Here is a 13,339-nt window from a genome sequence, read left to right as displayed (position 1 = left end):
GTTGCGGCAACGCCTCGGTCAGGCATCGCGAAAACGGATAGGGGAATATTTCTCGCTCGCCGCAGTCGCCGCCGCTCTCGATTGCTTGCGGTAGGGCTCTTCCGCAAAAAAGATCATCACAACCGGCGGCGATACCAGGCCAGCGCCGTTTCGACGATCCGGTCGATTCCGGATTGCTCAGGCATCCAGCCGAGTTCCCGGGTCGCCTTGCCGGCCGCGGCCACTAGCGCCGGCGGGTCGCCTGCCCTGCGCGGACCGTAGGCCACAGGAAGGCGCTTTCCAGAAGCCCGGCTCACCGCATCGACCAACTCGTTCACCGTCGTTCCGGTTCCGGTGCCGAGATTATAGACGTGGACTCCCGGATCGCGCAGAAGTTTCTCCCCTGCCAGAACATGCGCACGGGCGAGATCGGTGACGTGGACATAGTCCCGCACCGCGGTTCCGTCCCTTGTGTCGAAGTCGGTGCCATTAATGGTAAAAATACGGCCCGACCTGACCGCCGCCTCGATCGCGAGCGGAATGACATGCGTTTCCGGTTCATGCCGCTCACCGACCTCGCCGTCCGGATCACATCCGGCCGCGTTGAAATACCGCAGCACAACCGCGTTGAGGCCATGGGCATCCGAAAGATTGTCCACCATTCGTTCTACGATGAATTTCGACCATCCATAGGGATTGATGGGCGACTGCGGATGCGTTTCGTCGATCGGAGAACGAACGGGAACGCCGTAAGACGCGCAGGTGCTCGACAAGATCAGCTTGTCGACGCCGATCTTCAGCATTTCCTCGAGCAAGACCAGCGTCCCAAAACTGTTATTTCGGTAGTAGAGTTCCGGGCGCTCGACGGACTCGCCGACATAGGCGTAAGCGGCGAAATGCGCCACCACATCCGGCCGATACTGGTGCAGCGCTGCTGCCACCGCTGCGACATCGCAAATATCGCCCTCGACAAGCGGTCCCCATTTGACCGCGTCGCGCCAGCCGCGCGAGAGGTTGTCATACGCAATGACCGACCAACCGGATTCGGCGAATGCCTTGCAACAGTGTGAGCCGATATAGCCCGCCCCGCCAGTGACCAAGACTGTTTTCATTCGGCTGCAGCGGACCGAGCATATCCCGATGAGACCAAGTCTTCGAAATAGGCAATGGTCGTGGCGAGGCCATCGCGCAATGCAATTCTTGGCTTCCAGTCGAGATCGCGCAAGGCACACCCGATATCAGGCTGTCGCTGCCTTGGGTCATCGACGGGCAAAGGTAAAAACCTGATCTTGGATCGGCTTCCAGTAAGTTCGATCACGAGATTGGCAAGTTCGAGCATCGTGAATTCGACCGGGTTGCCGAGATTGATTGGACCGGTAACATCGTCGGCCGTGTGCATCAGGCGAACCAGACCATCGATGAGATCATTGACGTAGCAAAATGAGCGTGTCTGCTGGCCGGTGCCGTACACAGTTATCGGCTTGTTTCGCAGTGCCTGCATGATGAAGTTGGAAATGACGCGGCCGTCGTCCGGACGCATCCTCGGACCGTAAGTGTTGAAGATGCGCGCTACCTTGATCCGCAGACTGTGCTGCCGCCAATAGTCGAAAAACAGGGTTTCGGCACACCGCTTGCCTTCGTCGTAACAGGAACGGGGACCTATCGGATTTACCCTGCCCCAATAGTCCTCGGTCTGCGGGTGAATCTCGGGATCGCCGTAGACTTCAGACGTGGACGCCTGAAGGATCTTTGCGCGAACCCGCTTGGCGAGCCCCAGCATATTGATCGCCCCATGGACGTTGGTCTTTGTCGTCTGGACCGGATCGAACTGATAGTGAACCGGGCTTGCCGGGCAAGCAAGGTTGTATATTTCATCAACTTCTATGTAGAGCGGAAATGTCACGTCGTGGCGAATGATCTCAAAGGATCTGTTGTCGAGCAAATGCGAGACGTTTCTCCGACTTCCTGTGAAGAAATTGTCGACGCATACAACCTCGTGGCCTTCAGCAAGCAACCGCTCGCATAAGAACGATCCCAGAAAACCTGCGCCCCCCGTCACCAAGACTCGCTTTGCCTGCTGCATTTTAGGGATCCTCACGCCAGTTCTTCACGCAATCGAATGCGCAAAGCCCTGAGGCCAGGATAGGAAAAAAATGCTGCGCAGCAAACACAAAATGTTAACGCACTTGAAATGGTCGCGTGAGGTGTGCGCAAAAATACGCGAAAAAACCGATCATTCGCCCGTTTTGACGGTTTTCGTCCGAACGTCGGCTTGCCGGCAATCGGCATTTGGACGTGAACGCGCTGCGCCGCAGCATGATCGATTGCTAATTAAGGGAGATCCTGCACAGTCTTGACCCGGCTCCTATCACCGCCGATGAACGCCTCGCGATTGGGGGTCAAAAGCTGACATAGGCGATGTCCACTTTCGACCCCCTGCATCCTCTCTCCGCCGTGCTACGCCGGTTGCAACTCCCTGCGCGGCAGCCGCGGGAAGGCGATCGCCACCGCCACCGCGCCGAGCCCGACCAGGGCCGAGCCGATGAACAGCCAGGAATAGCTGGCATAGGCATCGAACACCATGCCGCCGGCGAGCGGGCCGAAGGCCATGCCGATGCTGGACAGCATGGTCACAGCACCAAACACCGTGCCGAGGATGCGCTGGCCGAAATATTCGCGCGCCAGCACCGCATAGAGCGGCATCACGCCGCCATAGGTGGCGCCGAAGATGACGGCGAGCGTGTAGAATTGACCAAGCTCACTGACGGCGAGATAGGCAGCGATGACCACGGACTGTATCGCCAGACCGGTAATCAGCACCGGCTTGACCCCCAGCCGGTCGGCAAGCACGCCGTATAAAAGCCTGCCGCCCAGCCCCGCCAGGCCCTCGATGCTGTAGATGCTGACCGCCGCCATCGGCGCTATGCCGCACAGCATCGCATAGCTCACCATGTGGAAGATTGGCCCGGAATGCGCCGCGCAGCAGGCAAAGAAGGTCAGTGCCAGAACGATGAACTGCGGCGAGCGCAGCGCCTGCGGAACCGACATGCCGGTATCGTCGGCGGCAAGATCGGAGTCGGCGCCGTCAGCGGCAGGCTTGGGCGGCTGACGCACCAGCAATGCGGCCGGCACCAGCAGTGCCCAGGCCGCGACGCCGATGACGAACATGGCTGTGCGCCAGTCATAGGCCGAGATCAGCCAGCGCGCGAAGGGCGAGATCGTCATGGGTGCCACGCCCATGCCGGCCGAAACCAGCGAAACGGCAAGGCTGCGGTTCTTGTCAAACCAGGCCGTGGTCAGCGCGATCATCGGCGCAAAGAAGGCGCTTGCCGCGAGGCCGACGAGCACGCCATAGGTGATCTGGAAGACAAGCAGCGAGCCGGTGCGGCTGGCCAGTACCAACGCCAGCCCGAGCAGCACCGCACCTATCATCACGACAATGCGAGCGCCGTAGCGATCGTAAATGGCGCCCCAGGCGAAGCCGCCGAGGCCCATTACCAGGAAGTTCAGCGTCATCGCGCTCGATATGCCGGCACGCGACCAATCTGTGTCGAGCGCCATCGGTTCGAGGAAGATCGCCAGCGAGAACATCGCCCCGAGGGCGACACAGGTCATCAGGGCGCCAGCCGCGACGATGACCCAACGATAGGAAATGCGCATATTTTTCTCCCGAGATCGTTTGGACACGGCGCGACTTTTTTCGAGCTTCGTCACACCGCTTGCGTCCGAAGGACGATGGCGACATTTCGAATCCTACAATCCGGTTGCATTTTTTATCCAGTCAAGAAATCGCGCCACTCAATTGCTCCATTGCATTGACCGTGCACCGCCCCGAGCTAGATTTCCAACCTGGCGATCAGGAGCTAACAGGCATGGAACTTCATCGCGGCCGTCTCATCGACCACGTCCAGCTGGTGGTTAGGGATCTTGCCGCCAGCCGCCGCTTCTACGAGGCGGTTTTCAGCGTGCTCGGTATTCCCATCGGCGGCAGCGCCGAGGATTACTTCTGGGCCGACGAACTGTTCGTCTCCAGCATCGATAGCCGGGCGGCCAGCGGACAACTGACGGGGCGCCACCACCTTGCCTTCCAGGCAAAGGACCGCGCGATGGTCGACGCCTTCTACAAGGCCGGCCTCGGCGGTGGCGGCACGGACAATGGCGCACCGGGCGAGCGGCAGCATTACCATCCCGGTTACTATGCCGCCTTCCTGCTCGATCCCGACGGCAACAACATCGAGGCTGTCTTTCACGGGCCAGCCAACCGAAGCGTGGCTTCGGTGAAGATTACGTTCTGATGACCGGGTGACCCGGGCAAGATCTTGCTTGCGACGGCGTCGGATCGACTGCGTGCGCCATCCCGCCCGCCCTATCGAGTCAGCACCGCCATCTGGCTCGCCAGGAAGTCGACGAACAGCCGGGCGCGGACCGGTAGCTGTCGCCCATACGCATGAACGATGTGCACCGGCATGGTCGGCATCGCCACCTCGGGCAGGATGCGGACCAGGCGGCCGGCGTCGAGATCGTCCTGCACGGCAAACTGCATCAGATGCGCGATGCCGGCTCCGGCAAGCGCCGCTTGCCGGATGGCGCCGCCGTCATCGGTATCGAGCCGCCCGTTCGGCGCGACTACCGTGCCGTCGGCCAAGATGACCGGATAGGGCCGGCCGGCCATCTGATAGCGGATGAAGTCGTGGCTCTGCAACGCCTCGATCGAGGCCGGCCGGCCACGCTGTTCGACATAGGCCGGCGAGGCCACCAGCACGATCGGCAGATTGGCGATCTTGCGCGCGATGAGCCCGGTGTCCGACAGCGCCCCCATGCGCACCGCGACGTCATAACCTTCGCGGATCAGGTCGGCGTGGCGGTCGGTAACGTTGAGTTCCAGTTTCACCTCGCTGTGCTGAGCTAGGAACGCTTGCGCCCAAGAGGCGATCAGGCCCCGCCCGAGTTCCACGGATGCCGTGACGCGCAGCAGGCCGCGCGCTGTATCGGCCATCTGGACGATGTCCTCGGCATCATCGAGCGCTCTGAGCAAAGGCGCTATCCGCTCGTAATAGGCGAGGCCTTCGCTGGTCAGGCCCAGCCGGCGCGTCGAGCGCTGGATCAGCCTGACGCCCAGCCGGCGCTCGAGCCGCGCCACGCTCTTCGACACCGCCGAGGGGCTGGAGCCGACCAGCCGGCTGGCGGCATGGAACGAGCCCGCATCGACCGTGCGCACGAAGGCGACGAGACCAGCGGTCTTTTCGAGGATGGTGGTCATTCAAGAATTCCAGGCATGAAAGAACCGATCGAGGCGATCCTAATACGCTATCCGATCACTATTAAATACTGCTCATCATCAACAAAGGAGTGACTTGATGAGCAAGCTGAACGGCAAGGTCGCCATCGTCACCGGCGCCTCCAAGGGTATCGGCGCCGGCATCGCCAAGGGTCTTGCGGCGGCCGGTGCCGCCGTGGTCGTCAACTATGCCTCGTCGCGGGAAGGCGCCGACCGCGTCGTTGCCGCGATCAAGGACGCAGGCGGCCGAGCCGTCGCCGTCCACGGTGATGTGTCGCAAGCGGCTGACGTGCACCGCCTGTTCGAGGCGGCCAAATCGTCGTTCGGCGCGGTGGACATACTGGTCAACAATGCCGGCGTGTTCGCGTTCGAACCGCTGGAAGCCGTGACCGAGGCCGAGTTCCACCGCGAGTTCGACACCAATGTACTGGGCACCATCCTGGCCATCCGGGAAGCGGTGAACCATTTCGGCACCAGAGGCGGCAGCGTGATCAACATCAGCTCGGTCGCCAGCCTCAACCCGCAGCCGAACTCGCTGGTCTACGCCGCCACCAAGGGCGCGGTGGATTCGATCACGCTGTCCATGTCGCGGGAGCTCGGCGCCCGCAACATCCGCGTCAACGCCATCGCCCCGGGCGGCGTCGACACCGAAGGCCTGAAGCGGATAGGCATCGTCGGCAGCGAGTTCGAGAAGCAGGTCATCGCCATGACCCCGCTCGGCCGCTTCGGACAGCCCGACGACATCGCCCGCATCGCAGTGTTCCTCGCCTCCGACGAGGCATCGTGGCTGACCGGCGAGCGCATCACCGCCTCGGGCGGTTGGCGGTAGGGATAGAGGGCGCGGACCGCCGTTTCACGGACCATGCCCAACGCAGCGCAACGTCGATAAAACACTGCAATCGATGACGGGAGCGATTTAAGACCTATGTTGCGTCGAGGGAGGAGCGCCGTGCGGTATCGATGACAGCGAGAAGCCGGGGAGATAACGGATGACGGACGACGAAAGAGCAATCCGAAAGTTGGTCGAGACGTGGATGGATGCGAGCAAGCGTGGAGACACCGCGACCGTCCTCAGCTTGATGACGGACGACGCGATCTTCATGGTTCCCGGCCGGGAGCCCTTCGACAAGGAGATCTTCGCGGCGGCCGCGCAGGAGATGGCCGGCGTTCATGTCGACGGCACGAACGAGATCGTTGAACTACAGCTTCTCGGCGACTGGGCCTTCATGCGCGGTCGTATCGATATGACCGCGACGCCGCCGAACGGGAAGCCGGTGCGTCGATCGGGATATACGCTGACGCTCCTGCGCAAGGAGGCTGATGGTGCGTGGCGGCTCGCGCGCGATGCAAACCTGCTGACCCAGCAAAGCTAGAGCCGGTCTCCGGCATCTCTGCACCGGAAGGCACGCCATGGGGAGCGATAAGATGGCAAAGATGCGATACAGATCGCCCTGAGCAGCGTTCCCCTCGTCCACCTGATCACACCGGCAAGAGAGCGTTCGGCTTGACATCGGCGATGGAGGCGAAAGTGTGCGTTTCGCGCACGCCGGGCAGTGGCAGGATGACCCGCTGCAGGAAATCCTGGAACACCGCCATATCGGCGATCCGCGCCTTGACCAGATAATCGAAACCGCCAACCACCATATGGCACTCCAGAACCTCCGGAGCTTTCGCCACGGCTTCGGCGAAGCGGTCAAAGACGTGCGGCGCCGTGTGATCAAGCCGGACCTCGATGAACACCAGCGTTCCCCGGCCCACCTTGCGCGGATCGAGCATGGCCCTGACCGCGGTGATGAACCCGTCGCGGAACAGGCGCTTCACCCGCTGGCTGGTTCCGGTCGGCGACAGCCCGACACGCCCGGCAAGATCAAGCGTCGTCCGGCGCCCGTCCTCCTGCAGCAGCCGGAGCAGGCTGCGGTCTATCTGGTCGAGGTCGCCCATTTCACAATCCACGCTATTTCAGGGATTTGTGTGCCGCTTTCACGCAGAGCGGTCAAAATCAACGTATTTCATCACATGAAACTTCGCAATAGCCTGCGCTTCCCTCACCCGTTCAAAGCAAATGTGGTGAGCCGATTTCGACGAACACAGGAGTGCAGGATGACCAAGGAAGCGTTCAGCCCAGCCGGCAAGAGTGCGGCGGAAATCAGCAAGGGAGTGACCGAGATCCTGGTGCTGAGCGAAGCCGACGTGATGACGTGCATCGACCTCAGCCAGCTTCTCGATGTTCTGGAAGACGGCTTCAAGGCGCTGTCACAAAGCAAGGTCGTCAATCCACCCCGACCACAACTCGACATCCCCGGGGCCGGCTACAGCCTCGCCATGCCGGCCTGGATGGAGGGCATGAACCTGACCGTCAAGATCGTCAACGTCTTCGAAGGCAACCTGGCAATCGGCCTGCCCAGCCACCTCGCCACCATCAGCCTGTTCGATCCGCTGTCCGGCCTGCCGGTCTGCATCATGGACGGCACCTTCATAACTGCGGTGCGAACCTCCGGCTCCGCCGTGCTGTCGGTGCGCGCGCTTGCGCGCCGGGATGCCAAGATAGCGACGGTGGTCGGCGCCGGCGTGCAGGCCAACCAGCACCTACATCTGTTGCCGCTTGTGCGCGACTTTGCCGAAATCCGCGTCACCTCGAAGAGCTTCGACGATGCGGCAGCGCTTGCCCGGCTGCATCCGTCGGTGGTGGCGGTCGCCGACCTCGAGGCGGCAGTGCGCAGTTCCGATGTGGTGTGCCTGGCGACGCATTCCTACGAGCCGGTGATCAAGGCAGACTGGGTTCGGCCGGGCACGCATGTCTTGTCGGTCGGGGTAGCGCCGCCCGACGGTGAAATGCCGATCGAGCTCATCGGCAAATCCAGTCTTTTTGTCGAAACCAAGGATGCGTTCAAACCGACCCGGTCGGTTCTTGCGAGCTTGCCGGCTTCGACCCGGATTTCGGCACCGAGCTTGGCGCCATGCTGCTCGACCGCGCGCCCGGTCGCGTTTCGGATCGACAGATCACCACCTACAAGGCGATGGGCATTGCCATGGAAGACATGGTCGCCGCCGATCTCGCCTATCGTTGCGCCAGGCGTCTGCGCAAGGGAAAGCTCATCGTGCTGTAGGCGCGTGCCGCGAGCCAGGCGGGATCGACGTTGCTGACAATTGGCGCTTTCGCGGAAGCGGCCGGGCCGGCCCCTCAGGTCGGCTCGCGCTTCAGCGCCTGCGCCATGCAGTGGATGCCGCCGCCGGTCTTCGAGATCTCGCTCATGTCGACGGCCGCCACTTCGAAGCCGCGCGCCTTGAGCTGACCGATCAGCGTCTGGCTGGATGTCGGCGCGATCACCCTGTCCTTGCCCAGCGACATGAAATTGCAGCCGAGCGCCATCGTATCCTGGAACGGCACGTCGATGATCTCGTGGCCCTTGCCCTTCAGCCAGTCGACGATGCCAGGCTCCGTGCAGGCGAGGCAGACGGCGGTCAGCTTCTCGGCGATCGGCACCACCATCAGGTCGATATGGACATAATATTCGTCGATGAAGGCGATGCGGGTTTCCCAGCCCTCCTTGTCGAACCAGGCCTGGACCTGGCGGGCGCCCTCCTCCTGCGTGCGGGCGCCGCCGCAGCCGATCAGCACCACGCCGTCCTCGATGACGTTGAAGTCGCCGCCTTCGAAAGTGCCCGCGGTGACCATGTCGTAGATCGGGATGCCGAGCTTCTCATAGGTGCGGATCGCCGCATAGTTTTCGCCGCGCCGCCACCATTGGGACATGGCGGTGATAATGGCGCCATACGGCGTCATGACGCTGGAATCGCGCGAATAGACCTGCATCGGCAGCTCCGGCGTCGGCTCGTGCCAGTGGATGTTGACGCCGAAATGCTCGTAGGCGGCGACCAGGTCCTTGTGCTGCGCCTGCGCGATCTGGATGTTGCACGGCGCCTCGCGCAGATGCTTGCGCGACAGCGAGCTGGTCGAGAGGTGGCGCAGGAAATTCGGCGAACCGAGCAGCACGTCGGTCAGGACGTCGGTCTCGTTGGCGAAGCCCCAGGCGGTCAGCGGCTTGGTGCCGCCGGCCGGATTGCGGCGCTGCAGTGAAAACGGCTCGGTGACGATGCGATCATGGACGGTCATGGGGTTCTCCTGGCTTGAATGATCACGCGGCTTGATTGCTTGGTATCCACCAGTCCCTTCCGCGCGGGGTGGTGACATATTCCGGCCAACGGAAATGGATCGGCGGTTCGTAGTCGCAGAGCGGCGCGAGCCAATTGCTGCCACCAATGCCGCCGCCGGTGCGGCTGACGAATTCGTCCATCGCGGCTTCGCGGGCGGCCTTGTCTTCCAGCAGGCGAAGTGCCGCCAGGGCGATCGTCTTCGCGGCGCAGGTAACCATCGGATCGATGGTGGCTGAAATGCCGCCCAGCGCGTTCATCGCCCAGGACGGATACGCCTGGCCGTTCTCGGACCGCAGCGCCGGCCGGGCGACGTAGAACCGCGCCGTCGGCGCGTGCCACGACATGTCGGTGTAATCGTCGGAGGTCGAATTGAGTTGCGATGCCGGCAGGTCGCGGCGCAGCAACGCCTCTGCCTCCTCAGGCGCGATCAGTTGCTCCAACTCGGCGATAAACGGCTCGTCGGTCGCCGTGCCGCCGGCATTGACCTGGATTTCGCGCGCGATCGCCTTGGCCGTCTCGTCCCAGCGCGGCGGCCCGACCTTCGACAGCGCCTCGTAGGCAATCATTGCCATGGCGTGGTTAGCCAGCCCCGGCCGCGACTTCGACACCCAGTGCCGCTCGTAGCGGCAGCCGCTCATTTTCGCGGCGGCTTCGGCATTGCGGTCGAGCACGGCGGTCACCTGCTCGGCCATCGCAAGCGTCGGCACGCGGATCATGTACTGGATCTCGGCCAGACCCGCCGGCAGATTGTCGGCGGTCGCCTGCCCTGCCGTCAGGATCGCTTCGCTGATCGACCAACCGCCCTGATGCGGCAGCATGGAATCGCGCAGCGCCTTGGAGGCCATGTACATCATCACGAGCGCGTCGTTGGCGCCGGGCGCCCTGACCGCCGAATGCGCCTGCGGAATCGGCGCGCCATCGCATGCGCGAACCCAATTTTCGGGTTCGTCGCACACAAATCGGTAGATCATCGCGTAGGCCGCTCCGCAATGTGTGTCCCAGCGCGCCGTGTTACAGAGCGGCAGCATGTAAAAGGGATGGAAGGAGATCATGCCGGCGAGCCCATCATAGTAGCCCTTTGCCGCATGGATCGGCTTCGATCCTCGCACTTTCTCCGCCGGCTCGCCGGTGAAACACAGCGTGCCCGATATGCCGTGGCGCTGCATCGCCGCCTTGGCCGCCAGCAGACCGCCGAGGCTGGCAATGCCCAGCCCCGAATGCGGATCGGTGTGGCCGCCGGCCTCAGCGCCTAGACCCGGACGCGGTCGCTTGACGGTCGCCGCATCCTGGCAATTGCCGGGTACCGCGTCATACTCGGCATACATGCCGATGGTCGGCCCGGCGCCGTTGGTCCAGTGGGCGCAGAAGGCGGTGGGCATGCCGCCGGAGCCTTCCTCGACCGAAAAGCCCTCGTGCTTCAGATGCTCGACATACCAGGCGGCCGACTGGTATTCGCGCCAGGCGGTCTCGCCGAAATCGAAGATCGTCCGCGTCCACGCCGACAGCGACGGCTGGATATCGTCGAGACAGGCAAGCGCGGTTGCTTGGGCCGAGGTGGTCACCGGTTCCTCCATGGGTGAAAGAAAGCAGTGAAGCGCCTCGCCAAAAAGTGATATGTTTTCCCGGCTCATGCAAATTCGGTTCACCTCTTGAGAATTCCATCGACGCAGGCGCTGCGCGCCCTCGACAGTTTTGCCCGCCACGGCAGCGTCTGGCGCGCCGCGGACGAACTGCATCTGACCCGCAGCGCCGTCAGCCATCAGCTTCGCCTGCTCGAACGCGATCTCGGCTTCGATCTGCTCGAGCGCATCGGCAAGGGCGTGGCGTTGACGCCGCGCGGCCAACGCTATGCCAGTGACGTGCGCAAGGCGCTGACGGTGCTGGGCGATGCGGTAACGGGCCATGCCGGCACCGGCGTCGGCGGCTCGTTCAGCGTCAGCTGCACGCCGGGCTTCGCCTCGCTGTTCCTGTGTACTCACATTGGCGAATTCCGGCAGATGTACCCCGATGTCGCGCTGCGTATCCTGACGCCGCGGCGGCTGGACGATGTCAGCAATGCCGACGCCGACGCCTTCATCGCCTTCGGCGTCGGCAACTGGCCGAACCGCGCGGTCGAGCTGTTGTGCGAAATCTCGTTCACGCCGCTGTGCAGCCCGACCCTGCTCAACAAGATCGGCGGGTTTTCCAAGCCCGCCGACGTGCTGCGCGCCAATCTCCTGCATCTGGGCGACACCGAGGACTGGGCGCGCTGGCTGGCGCTGTCGAAGGTCGAAAATCCCGACATCGAGGGCGGCATCTTCTTTTCCGACATGAACCTGGTCTTTTCGGCGGCGATCGCCGGCCAAGGCATCGCCATGGGCGACGAGCTGACCAGCCGCCGGGCGCTGAGCGAAGGCCGGCTGGTCCGCCCGTTCGACATCGCGATCAGTTCGCCGCGCTCCTATTTTCTCGTTTCCGAACATGCCAAGGCGGCGCATCCGGTGCTGAATGTTTTCAGTGGATGGTTGCGGTCGAAGCTGTCGGAGAACCAGCGTTAATCTCCCCTCCTTGAGGGGGAGATGGCCGCGAAGCGGCCAGAGGGGGTCGCTTCGGCTGGACTCGGCCCGGTCTGCTTTCAAAGAAAGAGGAAGTCGCCACTCCACGCGAGACGACCCCCTCTGTCGCCTTCGGCGACATCTCCCCTCGAGGCGCCATAGATGAATCAAATTTGCCGGTCAGGCGAAAACTATTCGGTTGCGGTGAGCCGCCGCCGTGCCTACGATTTCAATCAGCATTGAGGACAAAGGCAGGATGCAGCAACCCGGCCGTGCCGCAGAGATCAAGGCAATCGGGATCGGCAAGAGCTTCGGCTCGTTCCGTGCGCTGGACGACCTGACGCTCGATATCGGCCGCGGCGAGTTCCTGACCCTGCTCGGGCCGTCAGGTTCGGGCAAGACCACCTTCCTGATGATCCTTGCCGGTTTCGTGCAGCCGACCGACGGTCGCCTGTTCAGCGACGGCGTCGACATCACCGAGCGGCCGGCCGAGCAGCGCGCCGCCGGCATGGTTTTCCAAGGCTACGCCCTGTTCCCGCATATGAGCGTCGAGGCCAACATCGCCTTCCCGCTCAAGGTGCGCAAGAAATCGGCGGCCGACATCAAGCGACGCATCAGTGAGATGATCGAGCGCGTCGGGCTGAAAGGTCACGAGAAGAAACTGCCGTCGCAATTGTCCGGCGGCCAGCAGCAGCGCGTCGCGCTGGCGCGTGCCTTGGTGTTCGAGCCGGGCGTGCTTTTGCTCGACGAGCCGTTCTCGGCGCTCGACAAGGGCCTGCGCGGCCAGATGCAGGCCGAGATGAAGCGGCTGCACCAGGAAACCGGCACCACCTTCGTCTTCGTCACCCATGACCAGAGCGAGGCGCTGGCGCTGTCGTCGCGCGTCGCCATCTTCAACCACGGCAAGTTGCTGCAGGTCGGCGCGCCTGACGAGGTCTACGACCGGCCGGCCAACCGCTTCGTCGCCGAGTTCCTCGGCGAGATCAACATGCTGCCGCTGAAGGACGTGCGCAATGCCGACAACGGCGCCACCGGCCTGTGCGAAGACCGCACCATCACGCTGCGCGGCAATGCAAGCGCCGTCGGCAGCAACGCCATCCTGGCGATCCGGCCCGAATACATGTCGATCGCGCCCGAAGCGACAGCCGGCGAGAACGGCATCGCCGCGACTGCGGTCGCCTCGACCTATCTCGGCGCTGCGACACGGCTCGATCTCACGACGCGCCAGGGTGCCAAGGTGACGGTCTCGGTGCCGAACGAGGTCGCCGCTTCGGCACTCAGCAAGGGCAATTCCGTGTGGCTGACATGGCCGGCGGAAAAAGGTTTCCTCCTTCCGGATGGAGGACAATGACGATCGGTGTGGCGAAGCTGAAATCGCCAGGCTGACTTTCGG

At 63.1% G+C, this 13,339-nt stretch carries 13 protein-coding genes; 6 read left to right on the top strand and 7 right to left on the bottom strand.

The genetic code is table 11. From position 1 onward, the window contains the following. Positions 1-116: 116 nt before the first annotated feature. The 3 genes from galE to BQ8482_RS13715 all read right to left on the bottom strand — a co-directional run bounded on the left by galE (position 117) and on the right by BQ8482_RS13715 (position 3,639). Positions 117-1,091, bottom strand: a complete 975-nt coding sequence (gene galE, locus BQ8482_RS13725) for a UDP-glucose 4-epimerase GalE (protein ID WP_123148123.1) — start codon at positions 1,089-1,091, stop codon at positions 117-119. Continuing rightward, complete coding sequence (locus BQ8482_RS13720; protein ID WP_123148122.1) at positions 1,088-2,062, bottom strand: UDP-glucuronic acid decarboxylase family protein; 975 nt, start codon at positions 2,060-2,062, stop codon at positions 1,088-1,090. Before BQ8482_RS13720 ends, galE begins: the two co-directional genes overlap by 4 nt. Positions 2,063-2,436: 374 nt before the next feature. Next, positions 2,437-3,639, bottom strand: a complete 1,203-nt coding sequence (locus tag BQ8482_RS13715; RefSeq protein WP_123148121.1) for an MFS transporter — start codon at positions 3,637-3,639, stop codon at positions 2,437-2,439. A 212-nt stretch (positions 3,640-3,851) separates the two neighbouring features. Here BQ8482_RS13715 and BQ8482_RS13710 point away from each other — a divergent pair, with 212 nt between their 5' ends. Beyond that, positions 3,852-4,274, top strand: coding sequence for a VOC family protein (locus BQ8482_RS13710; RefSeq protein ID WP_123148120.1), 423 nt, complete (start codon positions 3,852-3,854; stop codon positions 4,272-4,274). A 71-nt stretch (positions 4,275-4,345) separates the two neighbouring features. On the opposite strand, the gene BQ8482_RS13705 is transcribed toward BQ8482_RS13710, so the two are convergent. Further along, the gene (locus tag BQ8482_RS13705; protein ID WP_123148119.1) at positions 4,346-5,239 is read right to left on the bottom strand and encodes a LysR family transcriptional regulator; all 894 of its coding nucleotides are present in this window, start codon (positions 5,237-5,239) and stop codon (positions 4,346-4,348) included. Positions 5,240-5,336: 97 nt separating this feature from the next. On the opposite strand from BQ8482_RS13705, the gene BQ8482_RS13700 reads away from it, so the two are divergent. Beyond that, positions 5,337-6,086 (top strand): SDR family NAD(P)-dependent oxidoreductase, encoded by a 750-nt coding sequence (locus BQ8482_RS13700; protein WP_123148118.1) that lies wholly within the window; start codon positions 5,337-5,339, stop codon positions 6,084-6,086. Between the two features lie 160 nt (positions 6,087-6,246). Then, positions 6,247-6,630 (top strand): YybH family protein, encoded by a 384-nt coding sequence (locus tag BQ8482_RS13695; RefSeq protein WP_123148117.1) that lies wholly within the window; start codon positions 6,247-6,249, stop codon positions 6,628-6,630. Between the two features lie 106 nt (positions 6,631-6,736). Here the strand turns inward: BQ8482_RS13695 and BQ8482_RS13690 are convergent, their stop codons facing one another. Further along, complete coding sequence (locus tag BQ8482_RS13690; RefSeq protein ID WP_095496501.1) at positions 6,737-7,198, bottom strand: Lrp/AsnC family transcriptional regulator; 462 nt, start codon at positions 7,196-7,198, stop codon at positions 6,737-6,739. 159 nt (positions 7,199-7,357) lie between these two features. On the opposite strand from BQ8482_RS13690, the gene BQ8482_RS13685 reads away from it, so the two are divergent. Then, positions 7,358-8,401: an ornithine cyclodeaminase family protein gene (locus BQ8482_RS13685; RefSeq protein WP_425294099.1), complete on the top strand. Its 1,044-nt coding sequence runs from the start codon at positions 7,358-7,360 to the stop codon at positions 8,399-8,401. Between the two features lie 37 nt (positions 8,402-8,438). Here the strand turns inward: BQ8482_RS13685 and BQ8482_RS13680 are convergent, their stop codons facing one another. After that, positions 8,439-9,371: a dimethylarginine dimethylaminohydrolase family protein gene (locus BQ8482_RS13680; RefSeq protein WP_123148116.1), complete on the bottom strand. Its 933-nt coding sequence runs from the start codon at positions 9,369-9,371 to the stop codon at positions 8,439-8,441. Between the two features lie 22 nt (positions 9,372-9,393). Beyond that, positions 9,394-10,986 carry a zinc-binding metallopeptidase family protein gene (locus BQ8482_RS13675; protein WP_165848563.1) on the bottom strand — a complete coding sequence of 531 codons (1,593 nt, stop codon included), beginning with the start codon at positions 10,984-10,986 and terminating at the stop codon, positions 9,394-9,396. A 75-nt stretch (positions 10,987-11,061) separates the two neighbouring features. On the opposite strand from BQ8482_RS13675, the gene BQ8482_RS13670 reads away from it, so the two are divergent. Beyond that, positions 11,062-11,949, top strand: a complete 888-nt coding sequence (locus BQ8482_RS13670) for a LysR substrate-binding domain-containing protein (RefSeq protein WP_095496498.1) — start codon at positions 11,062-11,064, stop codon at positions 11,947-11,949. A gap of 253 nt (positions 11,950-12,202) precedes the next feature. Beyond that, a complete protein-coding gene (locus tag BQ8482_RS13665; protein WP_123148115.1) occupies positions 12,203-13,297 on the top strand; it encodes an ABC transporter ATP-binding protein in 1,095 nt (364 codons plus the stop codon). Positions 13,298-13,339: the final 42 nt, after the last annotated feature.

The sequence above is a fragment of the Mesorhizobium delmotii genome, assembly GCF_900149755.1.
Lineage (GTDB): Bacteria > Pseudomonadota > Alphaproteobacteria > Rhizobiales > Rhizobiaceae > Mesorhizobium > Mesorhizobium delmotii.
This window is presented reverse-complemented; position numbering and strand designations above follow the sequence as displayed.